The organism is Clostridium zeae, from assembly GCF_017312485.1.
In the GTDB taxonomy this organism is placed as follows: domain Bacteria; phylum Bacillota; class Clostridia; order Clostridiales; family Clostridiaceae; genus Clostridium_AR; species Clostridium_AR zeae.
Genome location: NZ_BMBA01000001.1, coordinates 1,796,552 through 1,817,785 on the forward strand (window position 1 = coordinate 1,796,552; position 21,234 = coordinate 1,817,785).

General features: G+C 31.0%; 24 protein-coding genes. 2 read left to right on the top strand and 22 right to left on the bottom strand.

Annotation, left to right across the window (positions count from 1 at the left end; translation table 11 throughout):
• Nucleotides 1–317 precede the first annotated feature (317 nt).
• Nucleotides 318–962, top strand: coding sequence for a beta-phosphoglucomutase (gene pgmB, locus J3477_RS08200; RefSeq protein WP_206869253.1), 645 nt, complete (start codon nt 318–320; stop codon nt 960–962).
• A 156-nt stretch (nt 963–1,118) separates the two neighbouring features.
• On the opposite strand, the gene J3477_RS08205 is transcribed toward pgmB, so the two are convergent.
• Together J3477_RS08205 and J3477_RS08210 are read right to left on the bottom strand one after the other, a co-directional pair.
• Complete coding sequence (locus J3477_RS08205) at nt 1,119–1,322, bottom strand: DUF350 domain-containing protein (protein ID WP_371876579.1); 204 nt, start codon at nt 1,320–1,322, stop codon at nt 1,119–1,121.
• A 153-nt stretch (nt 1,323–1,475) separates the two neighbouring features.
• A complete protein-coding gene (locus J3477_RS08210) occupies nt 1,476–2,144 on the bottom strand; it encodes a ComEA family DNA-binding protein (protein ID WP_206869255.1) in 669 nt (222 codons plus the stop codon).
• 148 nt (nt 2,145–2,292) lie between these two features.
• Here J3477_RS08210 and J3477_RS08215 point away from each other — a divergent pair, with 148 nt between their 5' ends.
• Nucleotides 2,293–3,594, top strand: coding sequence for a D-alanyl-D-alanine carboxypeptidase family protein (locus tag J3477_RS08215; protein WP_206869257.1), 1,302 nt, complete (start codon nt 2,293–2,295; stop codon nt 3,592–3,594).
• Between the two features lie 56 nt (nt 3,595–3,650).
• Here J3477_RS08215 and J3477_RS08220 read toward each other — a convergent pair whose 3' ends face one another.
• The 20 genes from J3477_RS08220 to minC form a co-directional block, all read right to left on the bottom strand.
• The gene (locus tag J3477_RS08220) at nt 3,651–4,607 is read right to left on the bottom strand and encodes an RluA family pseudouridine synthase (RefSeq protein WP_206869258.1); all 957 of its coding nucleotides are present in this window, start codon (nt 4,605–4,607) and stop codon (nt 3,651–3,653) included.
• A 9-nt stretch (nt 4,608–4,616) separates the two neighbouring features.
• Nucleotides 4,617–4,997 (bottom strand): RidA family protein, encoded by a 381-nt coding sequence (locus tag J3477_RS08225; protein WP_206869260.1) that lies wholly within the window; start codon nt 4,995–4,997, stop codon nt 4,617–4,619.
• Between the two features lie 13 nt (nt 4,998–5,010).
• Complete coding sequence (locus J3477_RS08230) at nt 5,011–6,237, bottom strand: LCP family protein (protein ID WP_206869262.1); 1,227 nt, start codon at nt 6,235–6,237, stop codon at nt 5,011–5,013.
• A 222-nt stretch (nt 6,238–6,459) separates the two neighbouring features.
• Entirely contained in the window at nt 6,460–7,050 is a 591-nt protein-coding gene (yqeK, locus tag J3477_RS08235; RefSeq protein WP_206869264.1) for a bis(5'-nucleosyl)-tetraphosphatase (symmetrical) YqeK, read from the bottom strand.
• Nucleotides 7,051–7,307: 257 nt separating this feature from the next.
• Entirely contained in the window at nt 7,308–7,913 is a 606-nt protein-coding gene (gene nadD / locus J3477_RS08240) for a nicotinate-nucleotide adenylyltransferase (RefSeq protein WP_206869266.1), read from the bottom strand.
• A 6-nt stretch (nt 7,914–7,919) separates the two neighbouring features.
• Nucleotides 7,920–8,222, bottom strand: a complete 303-nt coding sequence (gene yhbY / locus J3477_RS08245) for a ribosome assembly RNA-binding protein YhbY (RefSeq protein WP_206869267.1) — start codon at nt 8,220–8,222, stop codon at nt 7,920–7,922.
• Between the two features lie 164 nt (nt 8,223–8,386).
• The gene (gene obgE / locus J3477_RS08250) at nt 8,387–9,673 is read right to left on the bottom strand and encodes a GTPase ObgE (protein ID WP_206869268.1); all 1,287 of its coding nucleotides are present in this window, start codon (nt 9,671–9,673) and stop codon (nt 8,387–8,389) included.
• 206 nt (nt 9,674–9,879) lie between these two features.
• The gene (gene rpmA / locus J3477_RS08255; protein WP_200269452.1) at nt 9,880–10,179 is read right to left on the bottom strand and encodes a 50S ribosomal protein L27; all 300 of its coding nucleotides are present in this window, start codon (nt 10,177–10,179) and stop codon (nt 9,880–9,882) included.
• 4 nt (nt 10,180–10,183) lie between these two features.
• A complete protein-coding gene (locus tag J3477_RS08260) occupies nt 10,184–10,555 on the bottom strand; it encodes a ribosomal-processing cysteine protease Prp (RefSeq protein ID WP_206869269.1) in 372 nt (123 codons plus the stop codon).
• 1 nt (nt 10,556) lies between these two features.
• On the bottom strand, nt 10,557–10,868 hold the full coding sequence (gene rplU, locus J3477_RS08265; protein WP_183278640.1) for a 50S ribosomal protein L21: 312 nt from the start codon (nt 10,866–10,868) through the stop codon (nt 10,557–10,559).
• A gap of 585 nt (nt 10,869–11,453) precedes the next feature.
• The gene (locus tag J3477_RS08270) at nt 11,454–12,887 is read right to left on the bottom strand and encodes an Rne/Rng family ribonuclease (RefSeq protein ID WP_206869271.1); all 1,434 of its coding nucleotides are present in this window, start codon (nt 12,885–12,887) and stop codon (nt 11,454–11,456) included.
• 16 nt (nt 12,888–12,903) lie between these two features.
• Nucleotides 12,904–13,605, bottom strand: a complete 702-nt coding sequence (locus J3477_RS08275; RefSeq protein ID WP_206869702.1) for a TIGR03936 family radical SAM-associated protein — start codon at nt 13,603–13,605, stop codon at nt 12,904–12,906.
• Nucleotides 13,589–15,442, bottom strand: coding sequence for a TIGR03960 family B12-binding radical SAM protein (locus J3477_RS08280; RefSeq protein WP_206869272.1), 1,854 nt, complete (start codon nt 15,440–15,442; stop codon nt 13,589–13,591). Before J3477_RS08280 ends, J3477_RS08275 begins: the two co-directional genes overlap by 17 nt.
• Before the next feature lie 333 nt (nt 15,443–15,775).
• Complete coding sequence (locus J3477_RS08285) at nt 15,776–16,636, bottom strand: M50 family metallopeptidase (RefSeq protein WP_206869273.1); 861 nt, start codon at nt 16,634–16,636, stop codon at nt 15,776–15,778.
• Nucleotides 16,637–16,659: 23 nt separating this feature from the next.
• Nucleotides 16,660–17,472: a M23 family metallopeptidase gene (locus J3477_RS08290; protein WP_206869274.1), complete on the bottom strand. Its 813-nt coding sequence runs from the start codon at nt 17,470–17,472 to the stop codon at nt 16,660–16,662.
• 264 nt (nt 17,473–17,736) lie between these two features.
• A complete protein-coding gene (mgsA, locus tag J3477_RS08295; RefSeq protein WP_206869275.1) occupies nt 17,737–18,099 on the bottom strand; it encodes a methylglyoxal synthase in 363 nt (120 codons plus the stop codon).
• 15 nt (nt 18,100–18,114) lie between these two features.
• Nucleotides 18,115–19,239, bottom strand: coding sequence for a rod shape-determining protein RodA (gene rodA / locus J3477_RS08300; protein WP_206869276.1), 1,125 nt, complete (start codon nt 19,237–19,239; stop codon nt 18,115–18,117).
• A 191-nt stretch (nt 19,240–19,430) separates the two neighbouring features.
• The gene (gene minE / locus J3477_RS08305) at nt 19,431–19,697 is read right to left on the bottom strand and encodes a cell division topological specificity factor MinE (protein WP_206869277.1); all 267 of its coding nucleotides are present in this window, start codon (nt 19,695–19,697) and stop codon (nt 19,431–19,433) included.
• Nucleotides 19,698–19,709: 12 nt separating this feature from the next.
• Nucleotides 19,710–20,507, bottom strand: coding sequence for a septum site-determining protein MinD (gene minD / locus J3477_RS08310; protein ID WP_206869279.1), 798 nt, complete (start codon nt 20,505–20,507; stop codon nt 19,710–19,712).
• A 4-nt stretch (nt 20,508–20,511) separates the two neighbouring features.
• A complete protein-coding gene (gene minC, locus J3477_RS08315; RefSeq protein ID WP_206869281.1) occupies nt 20,512–21,156 on the bottom strand; it encodes a septum site-determining protein MinC in 645 nt (214 codons plus the stop codon).
• Nucleotides 21,157–21,234 lie beyond the last annotated feature (78 nt).

Consider the following 21,234-nt stretch of genomic DNA (forward strand, 5'->3'; position numbering starts at 1 on the left):
ATCTTATATTTCACATCAATTTATGATGAAATATAAGATCATACTATCAATTATACTACCAATAATGATAAAAAGCGAGAATTGTTCACGTTAAATTACAATTTTAGACTTACAATTTTAAGTATTATTTTTCATTTCAATAGATTTCATAAATAAAACCTAAGACTATATTTTTTCTCTATATTAAATACAAAGTTTTATTAAGTTTTTTATATGTTTTTCTAATCTTTCTACCAATGCATCAATAATGATAGAAAAATATATTGTGATATTTTATAATTGGGTTAAACGTTTAAATATTATGGGGGTAATAGTTTATGTACGTAAAAGGTTGTATTTTTGATTTAGATGGAGTAATAGTTGACACTGCTAAATATCACTATTTAGCTTGGAAAAGACTTGCTAATGAATTAGGATTTGACTTCACTGAAAAAGATAACGAAAGATTAAAGGGTGTTAGCAGAATGGCTTCCTTAGAAATCCTTCTTTCTATAGGCAAGATTACCTTAAGTGAAGATGAAAAACTAGCTTTGGCTGCAAAAAAGAATGAATGGTATGTAGAATACATATCTAGAATGAATAAAGATGAAATTTTGCCTGGAGTTGAAAACTTCCTACAAGCAATAAGATCTGAAGGTATAAAGGTTTCTCTAGGATCAGCTTCAAAGAATTCTATGATGATATTGGACAACCTAGAATTAACAAAATACTTTGATGCAATAATCGATGGAAATAAGGTTTCTGAAGCTAAACCTGACCCTGAAGTATTCTTATTAGCTGCAAAGGAATTGGATTTAGACCCTAAAGTTTGTGTTGTTTTCGAAGATGCTGAAGCAGGAATAGAAGCTGCTATAAGAGCAGGTATGAGATCTATAGGCATTGGTTCTGTGGAAACCTTAGGAAAAGCTACAAAGGTTGTTCCTAATCTCAAAGATGCTGATTTAACTATATTGGAATTTTAAGTTCTTACTCTTATTTATCTACAGATATAATTGAGTTATAAATTTCTAAAGAATACAAATTAAAGAGGAAACATATAAACTCTATTAGTACTTATATTGGCATTCGTTATAAACCACGAATGTTTAAGTATTAAAGATTAAATGTTTCCTCTATTTTTATGCTATTACCTTCGATACTATTATTGCTACACCTATTAACATCCCAGCAATAACTATAGCCACTGCAGTATTTTTATTTTCTAATTCCTTGTTAAAATCCGCAGGAATTAATTTATCAAATACTAAATAACCAATTCCCATAATAACTATTCCTAATAGTCCAAATAATAAACTTAATCCAAGATTGGCCAAAACCTCCACAATAACCCCTCCTTTATATATACTACTAATATTTTACCATATAATAGGATGCTATAGTAAAGATTTTTTATAATATCGCCTTTTATAAATTCTAGTAAGAATATCTTCATCTATAATTACAAAACAATAATCAATAAACTTTATTACTTTAATCTAGTTAACTGATATCTTATCTTTTATCTTTTCAAACATCTTGTCTCCTATCCTATCTACTTTCTTTATATCCTCTATATTCTTAAATCCATTATTCTTTTCTCTATATTCTATAATTTTCTCAGCAGTAACAGCACCTATTCCTGGAATCTTATCCAATTCATCCTTTGAAGCAGTATTAATATTAATTACACTGTCAGACTCACCTGCCACAGCTGAAACACTAGCCTCTTTATTTATGTCTTTACTTACTACATTAGCACTTATTTGCTCCTTATTGTTTATAATAATACATTCATTATTAACGAGTTTTTTTGCTTGGTTTATTGCGGTTATATCACCCTTCTCAGTTAATCCTCCAGCCTGCTGAATAAGATCTTTAACTATACTTCCTTCATCTAGATAATATACATCTGGTTTCTTTACTTCACCTTTTATTTCTACTATAACTTTTTTATTATTTGTATTATTTGTGCTGTTTATTTCTTTTTTATCAGATTTATCCTCACTAGTTTGTTTGGTATCACTCTTATTAACTTCGACAAACATAGCTTCCATATCTTTCTGTGTTAAATTCTTTTTGGTTGTGTTAAAATATCCTATAGCTAAAAATATAATTAAGACCACAAATATGATCAATGATCCAATAATTTTTTCCTTTTTCTTCATTGAATTATCACCTCTATTCAAAAATTGTAAAAACATATTTTTATGCACAATACTTTTATAATTATTGACATATAATCAAAAATATATAGCAGAATTTGTATATATTTGATATACTAATGTTTGTTAAATACATATATGGGGGACACATATGAAAAAGATATTTAGTTTTTTTACTATATTTTCGTTATGCCTGCTCATGTCAGGAAACATAAATGCTAAGGCAGCTACCGCACCACCAGATGTAGAATCTGAAGCTGCAGTATTGATGGATGTAAATACTGGTGAGATTATATATGGAAAAAATGAAAATAAGCCTATGGCACCAGCTTCTACTACAAAGGTAATGACGGCACTTCTTACATTAGAAAACGCGAAACTAGATGATAAGGTTACCATAAGTAAAGTACCGCCTACAGCTGAAGGAACTTCCATAGGATTAAAAGAAGGCGAAATATATACAGTTAATGACCTTTTACATGGATTATTACTTGAATCTGCAAATGATTGTGCAGAAGCTCTAGCAGAACATGTTGGCGGATCAATGGATAACTTCGTTAAGATGATGAACGAAAGAGCAAAAGCATTAGGTGCAACTAATACAAACTTTGTTAATCCTAGTGGCTTATATGAACCTGGACACTTAACTACTGCTCACGATTTATCCTTAATGCTTAAAGAAGCTATAAAAAATCCTACTTTCGTCAAGATATGCAGAACTCAAGTTTATAAATTTCCACCAAGCAATATAGATGGAAATGAAAAGTGGGTATCTACAAAGGATGAACTTATTAGAAAAAATTCTCATTTTGAATATAAGTATGCTTTAGCTGGAAAAACTGGGTACACTACTTTATCAAAGCATACATTTACAGGTGCTGCTGAAAAAGATGGACACGTATTAATCGTGTCAATGCTATACTCTCAAAGTAAGCAAAACTATTTTCCAGATGCAATAAAGCTATTTGATTATGGTTTCAATAATTATGAATCTATAAAGCTTTATAGTAAGGGTGATGAAGTTGCAAACTATAATGTAACTAAATCTCTTAATATCCCTCTTGTAGCAACAAAAGACGTGTATTATTTGATAAACAAAAATGATTATAAACCAAATGTTTCAGAAACAGATATAAAAAGCTATTTAGCTCCTAAGATACAAATAAAAGATGCTAATTTAGAAAAAGCTTCTTTTAAGCAAGGCGATGAGATTTTAGATTCCACTATTACTGTAAAAGGAAAAGATCTATGTGGTTTAAAATTAGCTTCAAACATAGATAGAGAATATAAAGGCCTTTTACCATCATCTGCTGCTTATAAAAATATAAAGCCTTTTGTATTAGCACTTTCCATAGCTGTTGTCTCTATATTTTTGGTAACTTTAAGAAAATACATAAATTTTAAGAAAAAACAATCCATAATAAAACAGAAATATAACAATATAGTTCAATAATAAAAATATACATTATAAATAGAAATACCACCTTGTAAAAACACAAGGTGGTATTTCTATTTATCATTATGTTTAATGCTTATGCTATCAATAAGTTCCTTCATATCTTCTGGTAGATCAGCTCTAAGGGATAAAGTCTTTTTACTTCTAGGACTTTGAAAATCTAATCTGTATGCATGTAACGCTTGCCTTTTTATATACTCCTCATCATCTTCACTACCGTATAAAGTATCACCGAAAATCGGATGTCCAATATGACTTAAATGAACTCTTATTTGATGAGTTCTACCGGTCTCAAGGCTACACTCTACAACATCTGCTCCATTTAGTCTTTCTATTACCTTATAATGAGTTATGCTTCTTTGACCTTGCTCATCAACAATTCTTTTTATAGACTCTGGTCCTGGTCTATGTATCGGAAGATCTAGAGTTCCTTCTATAGCTTCTAGATTTCCATGTACTATAGCAATATATCTCTTTTCAATTTCTATATTATCCCTGCTATGCTCTTTTATATTTCCTTCTTTGTCCTTATCCATTGCATTTTGTTTTGATAAAGCCATATGAGCATATTGATTTTTTGCTATTATTATAAGTCCCGAAGTATTCATATCTAATCTGCTTACTAACCTAACTATACAGTTTTGGTGAGTTTCATTAAAATAATATATTACACCATTTGCCAGAGTACCAGACTGATGGCTTTTTGTCGGATGAACTACCATAAATGGATCCTTATTTATTACTATAATGTCTTCGTCCTCATAAACTATCTTTAAATCCATTTTTTCTGGTTCAATATTCTGGCTTTCATTTTTCGAAACATTAACTTCTATGTTATCGTTAAATTTTAATACGTAGTTCATTCTGACAACTATATTATTTGCTTTAATTCTTCCGTCAATAGCTGCTCCTCTTACGAGTCTAGTAGATAATCCTAACTTTTCTTTAAGAAAATCTCTTATTTTTCTTCCCTCATATTCTTTGGGAACTACTTCTCTTATGTAGCTCATATAGTTCTCCTATCTATTTTTAAAAGCTATAACCTCTATCTCTATAACGGCATCTTTAGGTAATCTGCTAATTTCCACACAGCTTCTTGCTGGAGGATTTTCTTTAAAAAATTCTCCGTAAACTTCATTAACTGAATTAAAGTCATCAATATTCTTCAAGAAAATTGTTGCTTTTATTATATTATCTAGAGAACTTCCTGCTTGCTCTAGTATTGCTTTGACATTAAGCATCGATCTTTTAGTAGCTGCTTTAATTTCAATAATAAGTTCCCCAGTAGCTGGATCAAGTGGTATTTGTCCTGATGTAAAAACAAGATTTTCTATACTTATTCCTTGACTATATGGTCCTATTGCTTTTGGTGCATTTTCTGTAGAAATTATATTTTTCATTTCTGATCCTCCTCTAATTTTTATAATCTTTACCTAATATAATGATTATATCAAAATTTTCATCATTTTTTCCTAAAGTTGAAAATTTGTTTATATTTATATCACTAGAAATTATATTTTTTAAGCTTTGATTACTTAATTGAACTTCACTTTTATTTGCCTCTTTTGTATTACCTATCTCTATACCTTTATAACCTTTCGCTTCTAAGTCCTTCATGCATTTCGACGCAAGTCCTTGAACCTTTGTTGCATTCAGTATCTTTATCTTCAAAGAAGATTTAGTAACTCCACCATTAGACTCAGCAACCTTTTGACCTGATATCAAGGAAATTATATCACTATTGGCTTCCTTATCATAAATAAGATAGGATATGTTATCTATTGTTCTTGGAACTCCTTTTAAAGTATACATTTTTACATTTTCTTTATTGAGGCTCATTCCTTCTTTTCCTAAGGCTAGCAAAGTTTTTGGAGGTATATCAGTTTCTATATACTGTGGCAGTACATCTAGTATCTTACCTAACTTTGGTATTATAGCAACTGAAGTACATTTCTCAACTACTTTTTCAATAAATTTATGTTGGTTATCTATTCTATCTAAATCTCCGTTTACTAATCCAGTTCCATCATTATTTTTTCTCCATCTGAAAAACTCTTCTGCTTTCTTGCCATTTAGAAGTACTGTTTCTCCTTTTTTAAAATTTATGTGGAGATTTTGAGCTGCATCATCATAGTACATATTCCTATCTATAGTCATCTCTACTCCACCAATGGCATCTACAAAGCTTCTAAAGCCCTCATAATTCAGCTTCACAAGATAATCTACCGGAACATCCATAATGTCTTCTACTGCCTGTTTTATAGCGCTGTCCCCTCCTATAGAGAAGGCAGCATTTATCTTTTGACTAGAATTCTTTATCTTTATCATCATATCCCTTGGAATTGACACTATATATGCTTTTTTCTCTTTTGGAACTAAGTGAACTAACATTATTGTATCAGTTCTTTTTATACTATCATTATCCTTTTGCTTAGGATCTCCAATATCCATACCAAGAAACAAAATATTTGTAGGTAAAGAGACATCTTTTTCAACTGCTTTGCCATCATAATTTTTGTTGAATTTCCCTAAGTACTTATAAAAAAAAGCTCCTGTTCCCAATGAAATAATTACTAATAATATTAAAAGTCCCAAAAGACTCGCTTTAAATTTATTATTGATTAATTTTTCTGATTTCATCTTCTCACCCTCTAAGCTGACAGTATATTTTATAAACCCACTTATTCACATATATTTAATTGTTGCCAAAACTGCTTGACCTATATCTCAATAAATTGATTTTTATAAAGCTAATTATTTTACATCTTTTTCCATTGTAAATTAATTACAAAGTATTTGCAACCTTAAATTTCATCTATAAATGCCAATAATCTTCAAAAAATCAAAAGCATAGATTAGTTATTATACTAATCTATGCTTTTGATTTTTTATTCTTATTAGCAAATCATTACGCGCATCAATACTTAAAGGATGCACAATCTGCCCAAGCTTTATTACATAAGTTATAGTGTTATCAAAGCCTTTTAAAGCACCTTGATCAAGGTTGTCAAAAGTTAACTGTCTTAATTCTTCTACACCATTATAATTCCTATTAGGCTCAATATAATCAGCAATATATATTATCTTTTCTAATAAAGTCATAGCTTTCTTTCCTGTTGTATGATGTTTTACTGCACTTAATATTTCTTCATCTTTAATTCCCATAACTTCTTTTGCCACAATTGAACCAACAATTCCGTGAAGTATCTGAGGTGAATTAATTGTAATCTCATCTAATTCTACATTTCTAGATTTTAAAAATTCAAATTGTTCATCTATTTTCATATTCTTAGCACAATCATGAACTAAAGCAGCAATTTTTGCTCTTATTTTAGATTCACCGTTTTTTTCTGCTAACAATTCAGCAGTATATACAACGCCCATTGTGTGTTTATATCTGCTTTCTGTAAGGTTTTGTTTTAGATATTCATCAATTTCTTCACATGACCACATAATAATCCCCCCAGTTATAATTTCTACCGTTCCTAGCTCCACTATGGATGTATCACTTCGTAATAAAAGTTATATTTTCAAATTCTCCTCTCAGACCCCAGAGGAGTTTTGAAAATAGATTTCGGTTCGAAGTGGTACATCTTTATTAATTTATATATGCTCAAAAATAGTACACTTTTACTTTCTATGTTTTATGAGAAAAAAATAATCCTAAATATACAACTTTTCAGTTAAAAATTTAGGATAAAATATTATATCTATAAATATAGCCTATTATCTCTAATGATTTTACTAACTTCATCAGGTACAAAAAAATCAACCCTATAACCTTCTCTGATTCTCTGCCTGATCCAAGTAGACGAAATATCTAGTTGCAAAAGATCTAAAAATATAATTTCTTTATTATATTTTTTCTCTACCAATCTTTTTTCATCATAGAGTTCTTCCTTAGTATATCCAGGTCTATTAAACACTACAAAATTACAGTTATCCATTATAAGATTAACATTTTTCCATTTTTCAAGATCTATTAAGCAGTCAGCACCAGTTATAAAATATAGTTCTGCCTCTTTAAGAGTATCTTTTAAATACATCAATGTCTCATATGTATAGCTTAAACCTTGCTTGTTTACTTCGTAGTCACTTGTCACAAAACCATCATAACATCTTATAGCTAGATCAACCATTTTGTATCTTAAATGACTATCCGTTATATTCTTCTCATCTTTATGTGGTGGATTTCCGCTCGGCACAAAAATAATTTCATCTAAATCTAACAAACGCTTAGCCTCATAAGCTATATATATATGTCCATTATGAATAGGATCAAAGGTTCCCCCGAGTATTCCTATCTTCTTTGACATAATATGCTATTTATCACCTTTTGGTAATTCTATTTTAGGCTTTTTTTGTGATTGTTTAAATAGAACTATTTTATTTCCGATAGCTTGAATCCCTTCACATCTTATTTCTTCACATATAACATCTGAAGCTTCTCTAGTTCCGTATCCACTGTTCTCTAACACAGTTATTTTAATTAGTTCTCTAGCTTCAAGCGCATCTCGTATTTGCTTTAAAAATGGTTCTTCAATACCATTCTTGCCTAGTTGAAATATAGGGCTTATACCGTTTGCTAGCGATCTAAGATATGCTCTCTGTTTTGTTGTAATCAATTTATTTTCCTCCCTTGTTTAAGTATATATATTAAATAATAAAAATGTTTTGAAAGGAGATATTTTTTATATTATCAATATCTCCTTAAATCATAAACATTTCTCAAATTGTTCTATAATATATGAATCAAAGTTAATTCAATATTTAAGATAAGTATTTTTAATTATAGTAAGTATTCGAATTCAAAATCTCTAAGTCTTACTACATCACCATCTTCTATTCCCATTGTTCTTAATTCATCAAGTACGCCCTTATTTCTAAGAACCTTATGGAAATATTTTAAAGAATCTGGTTCATTAACATTTACAGAATTTAGAAGTCTTTCTACGAAAGTTCCTTCTACAATATAAACTTTAATACCATCTTCTTCTTCAACTCTTATATCATAAGTAAATCTCTTTTCTTCTGGTATGAATTTATCTTCTTCTTTAATTTCTAATTCAGTTATAGGTATTTCCTTAAGCATTCTAGCAGCTTCTTTTACTACAGCTTCTACACCTTCATATGTAGCACCACTCATCTTAAATACTTTATCATAACCCATTTCGTTAAGCTTTTTCTTGAAATCTTCAAAAACTTCTTCATCATATAACATATCAGCTTTGTTAGCAACAACTATTTGAGGTCTATCCCAAAGCTTAACACTATATTTCTTAAGTTCTTCATTTATCTTTATGAAATCTTCAATAGCATCTCTTCCTTCAACTCCAGAGATATCTACTACGTGAACTAAAAGTCTTGTTCTTTCTATATGTCTAAGGAAGTCAAGACCTAAACCTACACCTTCAGCTGCTCCTTCGATTATACCTGGTATATCGGCCATTACAAAACCATCGATTCCAGGAACACTTACAACACCTAGGTTTGGTTTTAAAGTTGTAAAATGATAGTTAGCAATCTTTGGCTTAGCCTTAGTTACTACTGATAAGAAAGTTGACTTTCCTACATTAGGAAATCCAAGTAAACCTACATCTGCTAAAAGTTTTAATTCTAGTTCTATCCATCTTTCTTCTCCTGGCATTCCAGGTTCTGCAAAGTTTGGCGCCTGTCTCGTAGGAGTTGCAAATTTAGCATTTCCCTTACCGCCTTTTCCACCTCTGCCGATAACATATTTATCCTCTGGGTGAGAAAGGTCTGCCATTATCTTTTGAGTTTCAACATCTCTAATTAAAGTACCCATAGGAACCTTAATTATAAGATCTTCACCATCTTTTCCATAGCATTTTGAGCCTGATCCATTCACGCCTCTTTCTGCTATAAACTTTCTCGTATATTTAAAATCTAAAAGTGTTGTTATACCTGTATCTACTTCAATTATAACATCTCCGCCTCTTCCGCCATCTCCACCATCTGGGCCTCCAAGAGGTATGTATTTTTCTCTTCTAAAAGATACAGATCCATTACCACCATCTCCGCTTTTTACATAAACTTTGGCCGTATCTATAAACATAAGTTCATCACCTTACCTTATACTTTTGTTTGTACTTGTTTTAAAATGCCCAATTATTAGGTATTTTAAAACAAGTACAAACTAAATTTGATTTATATTTTAAGTACTCTTTATATATTATTGATAGCCTCTATATGCAAATAATATACATATCCATAATACTTGAAAAGCACCCTTTTTACAAAAGGGTGCTTTTATAACTAGGATTATTCAGCTATTTCTTGAATGTCTACTGGATAAACAGAAGCTTTCTTCTTGTCTCTTCCAAGTCTTTCAAATTTAACAACTCCATCGATCTTTGCAAATAAAGTATCATCGCTTCCTTTACCTACATTAGCACCTGGATGTATCTTTGTTCCTCTTTGTCTAACAAGTATGTTTCCAGCAAGAACAAATTGTCCATCAGCTGACTTAACACCAAGTCTCTTTGACTCAGAATCTCTACCGTTCTTGGAGCTACCTACTCCTTTTTTATGAGCGAACAATTGAAGGTTCATGATTAGCATAGTACTACACCTCCTCTTTTTTTACATATATATATTGGTCTGCTTTATTTTTTCCAAAACTTTGCTCTAAGGATAATAAAATACTGTCTATGCTAAGTTCAAAAGTTTTTAATAAGACCTGTGCTTTTTGAAGTTCTTCTTCATCAAGCTCTTTAAGATCTAACTTAATATATCCATCCGCCATTTCGTATGGTACATTAAGCTTAAGTACTTCGTCCAAGCCTATAAGTACACCTTGAGATAATACAGATACTGAATTACATATCATGTCATATGCTTCTCCAACTAAAATCATTTCTCTTTCTCTAAGAGCATGATTTTGTATCCTAAATCCAATTATTATGTCCTTAGTCGTATAAATATCTAACTTAATCATATTAAGCTTCTATTTTTTCGATAACTAGCTTAGTGTAAGGTTGTCTGTGGCCGTTCTTTCTTCTATAGTCTTTCTTTCTCTTGTACTTGAAAACTATAATCTTCTTAGCCTTGCCTTGAGCAACTACCTTAGCTACTACTTTAGCACCTTCTACTACTGGTGTACCAACCTTAAGTTCACCATCCTTAGCTACTGCTAGAACTTCTGTTAACTCAACTGTTGCTTCAACTTCAGCTTCTAATTTTTCAACGAATATAACATCGCCTTCTTGAACTCTGAATTGTTTTCCACCTGTCTTAACTACTGCGTACATAAAAACACCTCCTCATTACGGTCTCGCCACTTCAGGTACGATTGTACAATCGTTTATGGAACCTTATGTGTGCGGTTCACAAATGCCATTCTACCATATCGGACATATTTTGTAAAGTTATTTTTATCTAAACATATAATGTTTAGTATCTTTTTTTATCTCAATATTGTTATTTGTTTATTAAAAAAAGATTACTGAAATTAAGTGGTTATGCAGGAGATGCTATATGAGCGAGCTATTAGAATTAAATGATTTTTTCAGATGGAATGTCCATAAAAAATCGCTAATTGCTCTTCATTAGTGATTTTTTTGCGCATCTACCTTTTCTGAACGTATGTGAGGAAATTGTGGCAGGCGACAAATTCTCACTTTTTTACTCTATATATATCCTTTTTGCTTTCTTAAATTTTATATATGAAAGTTTTACAAGAAAGCGTGATTAATAAAGAGTAAAAACTGTACTGTTCGAACGTAGTGAGTTTACAGTTTTAGCCATGGAATATGACAAAATCATATTAATTCTTTGCGTAAGCTCATTAAAGCATTGGATGCCTAACCACTTAATTTCAACTCAATAATTTTAATCTACTCTATTTGAAGTTTGTAATTACTTACAGCATCAATTTGATTTTTGAATAGCAAAGGTTCTAGTTTGTAGTAATCTATTGAATCTATAAATTTAACATAAATATTTTTATCTAGAGCTCCTATATCCTTCAGGAATTGTACTTTATCGCCTATGACATAGTCTTCATATACATCTTTTAACTCTATATAGAAGTCTTTAATACTACCTTCACCTTCAGCTCTTATAATATCATTTTTAATTAGATGCTTTATATAAGAACCTTTCAGCCTTTTTCCATGTCCATTACAGATATCACAGTTCTCTTCTATATAATCGTAAATACTTTTCCCTCTTCTACTTCTTGATATCTGTAGAAGATTAAGCTCAGTAAATTGATATACTCTAGCTCTACTACTATCACCCTCAAGACTTTCCTTAATGGCAGCATATACCTTATTCTTAGCTTGAGCATTATCCATATCAATAAAATCTACTACTATTATACCGCTAAGATTTCTAAGTCTAATCTGCCTTCCTATCTCCTTTGCAGCCTCAATATTTGTCTCTTCAGCTGTTTTAGAAAAATTTCTTCCACTGACATTTTTAGCTGAGTTCACATCAATTACATACATTGCTTCAGTTTTATCAATAACTATATTTCCACCACATTTTAAGTTAACTCTAGAGTTTCTTAAATTAAGTATTTCTTTTTCTATTCCGTAATAGTCAAATAAACTTCTTATCTCTTTATGCATTACTAATTGAATGTTTTTTTCATCAGCTATATAGTCTTTTACCGCAAAATAATCTTCCATAGAATCTACAATAATCTTTGACGTATCACCATTTATATTATCTCTTAAAACCTTGTGGAGAAGTGCGTTTTCTCCATAAAGCTTTTTGTTTTTCAAGCTATATAAAGCTTCTCTCTCGATAGCTTCATATGTATCTTTAAGTTTATATATTTCCTGTTTTATGATATCAGATGATACATCTTTAGCATTAGTTCTTATGGTTATAGAGAAGCCTTCAATTGTTTCTATTGTATTTTTTAGACTTTCTCTAATATCCTGATCCTCTATTCTTTTAGATATAAGAAGCTCTTTATCTCCCCTAGTTATTACTACAAATCTTCCAGGTAGACTTATAGGACTTGCAACTTTAGGTCCTTTACTGCCAAAACTCTCACTTAAGATTTCAACAATTATATCTTGCCCTTTTTTCAAAGGATTTTTTCTCATATCAAAGTGTAAATATCCATTCTTTTCGTGACCAATATCTATAAAGGCACTACCGATAGCAGGTACTATATTTTTTACATTTCCCTTATACACCTCTCCTGGAAGCGGCTCATTATTTTCTTCTTCTACAAAGCATTCTGTTAAGCTACCTTTTTCCTTTATTGCAATCCTAAAAATCTTTTCTCTTCTTTCTATAAAAAGTTCTCTCATAATACTTTACCTTATATTATATACATTTATAGAGTGGAACTAAATTTTCACCTTTAAGAGCATATAGTTCCTCTCTTTTTATATCAATAAAGGCTTCTTCTTCAAAATTTGAAGTATTGCTTCTTATGTAGGTTGCTAATAATTCTGGAGAAAGATGTTCTCTGCTTCCACAGCTAATTAAGGCATTAAGTATAAGCTTATCTTCATTAACCCAGTACTTAATTTCTTTTACCATAGGTTTTATGTCAACCATCTTTTCCCCGTTTTTACTTTTCTTAAGTGTAACCCATTCATTCTGTTCCATAAGTTTTTCGACTTCTAATATAGAGCTTTCTGTAGCATTATATTTAATTTTAACAATATATCTTGCTGCATCAATAAGAGCCATTGCTTGTGGCACTTTTTTCTCATTTTCTTTATTTATAACCTTAACAGCCTCTAAAAATCTTATTCCCTTTGCAGAATTTGCATTTAATCTTTCTTTTACTTCCTCTATAGTTAAGTCTTCTACAAGTCCAATATCTAAATAATCTCCCTCAGAGTAAAATCCTACTGACAAAGGATTAGCTATTGATAGATTCATATGTGGGTTAAATCCCTTTGAATATTCAATTGGAAGATCTGCTCTTCTTATTACTCTTTGTATAGTTCTCATTAAATCAAGATGAGAAATAAATTTAATATCGCTCTCTTTAGTAAATTTAATTAGATATCGCACCAGCAAAACACTTCCCTTCTTTAAAGTTCACATCGATTCCGCAGCCTGTACATCCAACTCTACAATTTTGAGTAACTACTGCTTTCTTAGCTTTGTCATTTTCAATCTCCAAATACTTCCTATTAATTCCAATATCAATGAAATCCCAAGGTAAAACTTCATCATAAGATCTTTCTCTATAACAATAAAAATCTCCATCAATACCGCATTCTTCTAAAGCTTCTTTCCAAAGTTCGAAGTTGAAGTACTCAGACCATCCATCAAACTTTGCACCTTTTTCATATGCCTTTACAAGCACGTCACAAAGCTTTCTGTCACCTCTTGCAAATAGAGCTTCCATATACGAAGTTTTTTGTGCATGATAGTTATATATTATAGCTTTAGATTTTATAGAGTCCCTAACTGCCGATATCTTCTCTGAGACTAAATCAATTTTCTCCATAGGAGCCCATTGGAATGGTGTAAATGGTTTAGGAACAAGTATTGAAGTACTTACTGTTACTCTAAGCCCTTTATTTCTAACATTTTTAGGAACCTTAAAATATTCTGCAGTAATTTTTTCTGCAAGACTTCCTATCTCTCTTACATCCTCTAAAGTTTCATAAGGAAGACCTATCATGAAGTATAACTTTAAAGTACTCCAGCCTGATTCGAAGGCACTTCTAGCAGCTTCAAGTATTCTTTCTTCTGTAAGTCCTTTATTTATAACATCTCTCATTCTTTGTGATCCTGCTTCAGGAGCAAATGTAAGTCCACTTTTCCTTACTTTTTGTATTTCCTTGATAAGATCAACTGAAAATGCATCTACTCTTATTGAAGGAAGTGCAACACCAACATTTTTTTCGCTATGTTCATTTATTAAATCAGTAACCAATCCCTGTATATCTGAATAGTCGCAGGTGCTTAATGAAGATAGTGATATTTCGTCATATCCAGTACCTTGAACTAACTTTCTTGCATTTTCTAATAGGGTCTGTCTTGATTTTTCTCTTACTGGCCTATATATCATTCCAGCTTGACAGAACCTACAACCATTTGTACACCCTCTAAATACTTCAAGCACAACTCTATCATGCACTATTTCAGTATAAGGTACTATAAACTTATCTGGAAAAGATACCTTATCAAAATCATTTATAACCCTCTTTTGAACTTTAGCAGGCACATCCTCATATTTAGGTTTAAAGGATTTAATTGTATTATCTTCGTTATATTCAACATCATAAAGAGAAGGAACATAAATTCCTCTTATCTTAGATATCTCTCTAAGGAATTCTTTTTTCTTACCTTTACCCTTGTATTTTTTATATACATCAAGAACATCATTCATCATGTCCTCGCCTTCTCCTATTTCGAAGAAGTCAACAATATCATATAAAGATTCTGGGTTATAAGCACAAGGTCCCCCTGCCATAATTATAGGTTCCTCTTCTCTTCTTTCAGATGCTCTAATTGTTATTCCAGATAGATTTAACATGTTTAGTATATTTGTATAACTCATCTCATATTGAAGAGTAAATCCAAGGATATCAAACTCATTTAATGAATCTTTTGTTTCAAGCGCAAACAGTGGAATATTATTTTTTCTAAGCTCTTTTTCCATATCTGGCCAAGGCGCGTAAGCTCTTTCGCAATATGTATCATTTCTCTCATTTAGTGTATGATATAGTATTCTTGAACCTAAATGTGACATACCAACTTCGTATACATCAGGGAAACAAAAAGCAAATCTAATGTCTACTTCTTTAGGGTCTTTTACAACCTGATTTAGTTCTCCCCCAACATACCTAGCAGGTTTCTCAACTTTATATAAAATATCATCTGTGATTCTAACCATTACTTTTCCTCCTAGATTTTTCACTGTATAATAATTTTAGCTTTATTACTTAATAACTATTACCTTAAACTATTAAAAAATCGCTGAAGCGATTTTCTTCAGTGATTTTTTTGCGCATCTGCCTTTTCTAAACGTAGTGAAGAAATTCTGGCAGGCGAATAAGTTTTCTTTTTTACTGTATGACCTAAAAAATCTATTCAAATAAATTGAAATTACTAGGCTTGGTTAGCATAAAAATTATACACCTTCCTTTACAGTAAAAAAGAAGTATAATTAAATACTTCTTAGAATTACATCATATTATTTTATCATACCATTACTAATTAACCAATACTATTTTTTCATCCAACTGTTTTTATAATTTATGTACTCTTCTAATGTTATATTACCATGGGTCTTAAGTGCTTCAATAAGCTCATCTTCATGAATTACATCTCTTAATCTTAGCTCATCATCTAGTATATAAAAGGTGTTGAACTTATTTTTATCTACCAATCCTAATACATTAATCAATCCTAATTTAAAGTGAACAGATATGGTTTTATTATCTATATATTTCTTTTTCCCAAGTCTCGTTCTCTTCTTTATTATATCTCCCATAATGATATACATTACCTTTCTTTTTTCATTATATGTTATAAACAGTATAAAGCATGATGTAAGTAATACGCTAAGATTAAATATATGTATTGTAGATAAATAAATAAATATGCCAATCCCTATTATCCCTACCCCATAGCTTATATATGAAGTTATAATATGAGCTTTTTTATAGAACATTCTAGAACTCAAAAGCGTTCTTAAAACCTTTGATCCGTCTAACGGATATGCAGGAAGCAGATTGAACATTCCCAAAACTAAGTTTATCTCCATGGAATTATTAATAAACTCTGCAGGAACTACTTTGTAGGCCATGTATAATATACCAAACATAATAAAATTAAAAGCCGGTCCCGAAATTGAAAGAAGTATTTCTTCTTTATGAGTTAATCCATCGAAATCACTTAGTTCTAAAGCGGTTCCAAAGGGATGAATCTTAAAGTTATCTATACTTAGGTTCATCCACTTTGCTACAATATAATGGGTCATCTCATGGAATATTATCCATAAAAAACCTAAAAATATCATAGATCTAAATCCTAAAATAAAAAATATAAGTATTTGCGGAATTAGCCACTTGCTTATTTTTACCATTAAATTCTCCTAAAGAATTGCTACTAAAATATCATATATTCCTTTGGGTCTTTATTTTCTCCCATATAGCTCAAAGAAAATATAATACATGCCTTACTCAAATTTTTTACACTCTGGCTTTTGCCTAGAAATTGGCCTTTATCTACCTTCTCGCCTTCTTTTACACCTATCTCTTTTAATCCAGAGCATTTTGTCTCAATTCCATTTCCATGATCTATAATTACGTAGCTGCCAATATCTTTCTCATCAGCCACCTTCTTTACTGTGCCTTCATTAGGTGCTATTACCTCTGTATTCTCGTTTATATCTATCACTATTGATTTATCTGCTTGCTTTGCACTGAGTTCACTATCTATTTTCCCTTTAACAGGTGTTACAAAACTCTCTTTCGATTTTTCTTTCAGTGTTTTTTCTCCAGTTACATTGGACTTAAAGGTCTCGATATAATTTTCTAAGTTATCCCTGAGGCTTGTAGTATCTTTAAAATTCACATTGCTTATGTATGAAACTATTTTAGGATCTAAATACTTATTATAATCAAGGTTATTGTTGATTACATCTTTTGCATACTTGTACGCCACTGTTGTTTGAGGCGTAACCATAGTTTTACATACAATAACAAAAACACTTAAGCACAAAACCCCTATAAGCTCTTGTGTTATCCTGTTTATAACCATATTTTTATTAATTCCATTAAAATTGTTTACTCCCGCACTGTATTCTCTTTTGTTAGTATGAGTTTCTTGCACTCCATATGCAGCGTATGGATTCTGCGTCCTTTGTCTTTGCAATATTTTTGCGTAGTAGCTCTCATATTCATTATTATACTTTCCCATCCTTTTCCTCCCACGTTCACAAATATTTATATATAGCTGAATCACTTAATAAATTTTATATTTTCAAGTTAAAGCAGTACATCTTTAATTCAAGAAATACTACTGCTTCAATTTATATCAAGTTCATATTATATATATTTGCGATAGGTGAATTATATGATAAAAGTATATAAGAAAGTTGCTGTACTAATAAAACAAAACACTACTTAAATCATAGTTATCTCCTATAATCTAAGTAGTGTTCTATCTTCTATAAAAATCTATTTATTTTAGTGATTTCATAAAAACTTCTGCACTTCCTACGTTAGTCGCAACTGGTATATGATGAACATCACATAATCTTATCAATGCCGTAACGTCTGGTTCATGTGGCTGAGCAGTCAAAGGATCTCTTAAAAATATAACTAAATCCATATTCCCTTCAGCAATTTTACTTCCTATTTGTTGATCTCCACCAAGAGGTCCTGATAAAAATCTATGTACTGGAAGTCCAGTTTCTTCAGTTATTCTCTTTCCTGTAGTTCCTGTTGCATATAAAGTATGCTTTTCAAAAATATGCTTGTACCTGTTTACAAATTCCAGCATATCATCTTTCTTCTCATCGTGTGCTATTAGCGAAATATTCATAATACCCTTTTCCCCCTAAAAATTAATCTTTTTCTTTCTCATACCAATATTTATAATTAAGGCTATAGACATTACAGTTGTCAAAAGTGAACTACCACCATAACTAACCAGCGGCAAAGTTATTCCCGTGATAGGCATGATCCCAATAGTCATCCCAATATTTTGTAATATTGCAAATAGAAAATACGATGCCATACCAACACAAATCATTGACCCAAAAACATCTTTAGAAACCTTTGCTGTTCTTATTGTTCTATATACTATAACTCCATAAAGTATAAGTAGAATTATACCACCAATGGTACCCCAATGTTCCCCAATTACTGCAAAAATAAAATCTGTTTGCTTTTCCGGAACAAATTGACCTACATAACTAGTAGCTGAATCTTGAGACAACTTAAATCCAGTGCCAAAAAATCCACCTGATCCTATACCTGTCATTGACTGCATTAATTGAAGTCCGGATCCAAGCTCGTCCGCTTCTGGATTTAAGAATGATATAAGCCTTCTTTTCTGATAAGGCTCAATAAGCCCAGAATTCCACAACAGAATAATTCCAAAAACTAATGAAGTTAATCCACCTAAGATAATCTTCATATCTAGCCCCGCACAGAAGAATATTCCGAGTACAATAAAGAAACAAACCATAGTCATTCCCATATCAGGCTGAATTACTATAAGGGCAACAGGGACTAATGTATATGCTGCTAAAATCATAAAGTTTTTCAGATTATTTACCTTTAATTCCATCTCATCTAACTTTTTAGCTAACATAAATATAATAGCTACCTTCGCTAACTCTGAGGCTTGGATAGAAAATAGCGATCCAACTTTTATCCAACCTCTAGCGCCATTTATAGTAGCCCCCATAAACCTAGTGTAAATCAATAAAATTATTGATCCCCAATATAATATAGGTGCAAATCCTCTAAGAATGTTGTAATCTACAAGTAATATAAAATAGAGAACCACCAGCGATACTCCGAACCACAGAAGCTGTTTCTTTGCATCAGTAGCATCAGGTTTCATAGCTGCATAGATATTAACTATTCCAAATAACACTATTAAAATTGTTGCAATAAGGATACTAAAATCCATTTCTCTGAGAAGTTTAGTATCTAGCTTTAACCTTTTAAGCATGGTACTACCTCCACAACTTTAGTTTTTAATAAACATCTTTAGTTAAAAAAGTTCTAAGCGCATATACATATTATATCTTAAAAATTTAAAAATCTAAACTACAAAATAGTTAAAAAAACTACAAAATTCAATCCACATAGCTGTCATAATTTGTACAGTATGTGGATTATATTAAACTTCTATTGCTTTATTTATCTTCCTCTTACATTCTTTATAGGGATATTCGCTACTAAGGCAGGAGAATCCCCATCCATTTCACCAGTTTTGGTTATTGTAATATCAATATCATCACTATCGATTTCTACGTATTTTGAGATAACTTCAAGAATTTCTTGTTTTATATTTTCTAAGACTTCAGGTGCTAAGTCTCCTCTATCATGTATTAGTATTAGTTTCAATCTATCTTTTGCTACGTCCTTAGGTGTTGGTTTATTAGAAAACATTTTAAATAAATCCATTTACAACACCTCCTATTTCTTTTTGAATAATCTTTTTAAAGAATTAAAGAAACCGCCCACCTCGTTACTCAAGTCTAAAAGTGGTACTTCTTCACCAGTTATTCTTCTTGCTATATTTCTAAACGCTTGTCCAGCAAAAGCTTTATCATCTAATACTATTGGTTCTCCCTTATTTGTAGAAACTGTAATAGTCTTATCATCAGGCACAATCCCAAGAAGCTTTACTGATAATGTTTCAATTATATCTGGTACATCCAGCATATCTCCTCTTTGAGTCATTTCATAATTTAATCTATTTACTATCACTTGATGATCTTCTAAACCTTTAGCATCAAGTTTACCTATAACTCTATCAGCATCTCTAACAGAGGTAATTTCAGGGTTTACAACAACAACCGCTCTATCTGCTCCTACTATTGCATTTTCAAAACCTTGTTCTATACCAGCAGGACAATCTATTAATACATAATCAAATTCTTCTTTAAGCTCATTTACAAGCTTTAACATCTGCTGTGTGCTAATGTCATTTTTATCTTTAGTTTGAGCTGTTGGTAGCAAAAATAAATTTGAAAATCTCTTATCCTTTATTAATGCTTGCTTTGTTCTACATCTATTTTCTATTACATCAATGATAGTATAAACTATTCTATTTTCTAATCCCAAAAGAACATCTAAGTTTCTAAGACCTGTATCCCCATCTACCACTACTACCCTTTTACCTAAAGCTGCTAAAGCTGTCCCTATATTGGCAGTGGTTGTAGTTTTTCCAACTCCGCCTTTGCCTGACGTTATTACTATTGAAACTCCCATTTACTTAATCCCTCCATGCACTTATGTATTTATTAGGTAAGTATGGCTCAACAACTATTTCCCCATCCTTAATCTTTGCTACTTCTGGATATGTAGGCTTCTCCCCTTCTGGAGATATTGTAATCAAATTACTTATGCTTAAAATTTCAGGTTGAAGCATAAACGCTGCAATAATTGACTTTTTATTCCCATTGATTCCAGCATGCACTTGACCTTTTATACTCCCCAAAACTATTATATTTCCAGCTGCTGATACTTCAGCACCATTGTTTATATCACCTATAATAACTATATTTCCCGGGTAATTGATACTTTGACCACCTCTTACTGTTTTCCTTATAAATTTAGTTCTTCCTTCATATACTCCAGTAAAAGACTTACTTTCTTTTTCTTCCTTCTCTTGGAATATACAATCCTTAATCATGATTTCATCAAAGAGAACATCCTTTAACCTTCTCATTTGCTTATCATTTATATGTTTCAAATCGGCAATAAAAGTCAGAGTGGCTCCCACATAAAACTGTTTACCAGAATTTAGCCTCTCTAATAATCTTTCGAGCATTTCGTCAAAATCTTTAAACTTATCCATATTTATTAGGGCTATAATTCCTTCTCTGTTTCCTTTTATAAAAATACCCTCGTCTAACATAAAAACCTCCAAAGCTTACCCTTCTTATGTTCTAATTCAACAACAACTGATAAAAACCCTTTTTAAATCTATAAAATA

Bases quoted from the DNA above. Each gene is read 5' to 3' on its own strand.
- pgmB (WP_206869253.1), top strand. From the start codon at position 318: ATGTACGTAAAAGGTTGTATTTTTGATTTAGATGGAGTAATAGTTGAC.
- J3477_RS08210 (WP_206869255.1), bottom strand. From the start codon at position 2,144: ATGAAGAAAAAGGAAAAAATTATTGGATCATTGATCATATTTGTGGTC.
- J3477_RS08215 (WP_206869257.1), top strand. From the start codon at position 2,293: ATGAAAAAGATATTTAGTTTTTTTACTATATTTTCGTTATGCCTGCTC.
- J3477_RS08220 (WP_206869258.1), bottom strand. From the start codon at position 4,607: ATGAGCTACATAAGAGAAGTAGTTCCCAAAGAATATGAGGGAAGAAAA.
- J3477_RS08225 (WP_206869260.1), bottom strand. From the start codon at position 4,997: ATGAAAAATATAATTTCTACAGAAAATGCACCAAAAGCAATAGGACCA.
- J3477_RS08230 (WP_206869262.1), bottom strand. From the start codon at position 6,237: ATGAAATCAGAAAAATTAATCAATAATAAATTTAAAGCGAGTCTTTTG.
- yqeK (WP_206869264.1), bottom strand. From the start codon at position 7,050: ATGTGGTCATGTGAAGAAATTGATGAATATCTAAAACAAAACCTTACA.
- nadD (WP_206869266.1), bottom strand. From the start codon at position 7,913: ATGTCAAAGAAGATAGGAATACTCGGGGGAACCTTTGATCCTATTCAT.
- obgE (WP_206869268.1), bottom strand. From the start codon at position 9,673: ATGTTTATAGATACGGCCAAAGTTTATGTAAAAAGCGGAGATGGTGGT.
- rpmA (WP_200269452.1), bottom strand. From the start codon at position 10,179: ATGCTAATCATGAACCTTCAATTGTTCGCTCATAAAAAAGGAGTAGGT.
- J3477_RS08260 (WP_206869269.1), bottom strand. From the start codon at position 10,555: ATGATTAAGTTAGATATTTATACGACTAAGGACATAATAATTGGATTT.
- rplU (WP_183278640.1), bottom strand. From the start codon at position 10,868: ATGTACGCAGTAGTTAAGACAGGTGGAAAACAATTCAGAGTTCAAGAA.
- J3477_RS08270 (WP_206869271.1), bottom strand. From the start codon at position 12,887: ATGAGAGAACTTTTTATAGAAAGAAGAGAAAAGATTTTTAGGATTGCA.
- J3477_RS08280 (WP_206869272.1), bottom strand. From the start codon at position 15,442: ATGGTTAGAATCACAGATGATATTTTATATAAAGTTGAGAAACCTGCT.
- J3477_RS08285 (WP_206869273.1), bottom strand. From the start codon at position 16,636: ATGGTAAAAATAAGCAAGTGGCTAATTCCGCAAATACTTATATTTTTT.
- J3477_RS08290 (WP_206869274.1), bottom strand. From the start codon at position 17,472: ATGGGAAAGTATAATAATGAATATGAGAGCTACTACGCAAAAATATTG.
- mgsA (WP_206869275.1), bottom strand. From the start codon at position 18,099: ATGAATATTTCGCTAATAGCACACGATGAGAAGAAAGATGATATGCTG.
- rodA (WP_206869276.1), bottom strand. From the start codon at position 19,239: ATGCTTAAAAGGTTAAAGCTAGATACTAAACTTCTCAGAGAAATGGAT.
- minE (WP_206869277.1), bottom strand. From the start codon at position 19,697: ATGGATTTATTTAAAATGTTTTCTAATAAACCAACACCTAAGGACGTA.
- minD (WP_206869279.1), bottom strand. From the start codon at position 20,507: ATGGGAGTTTCAATAGTAATAACGTCAGGCAAAGGCGGAGTTGGAAAA.
- minC (WP_206869281.1), bottom strand. From the start codon at position 21,156: ATGTTAGACGAGGGTATTTTTATAAAAGGAAACAGAGAAGGAATTATA.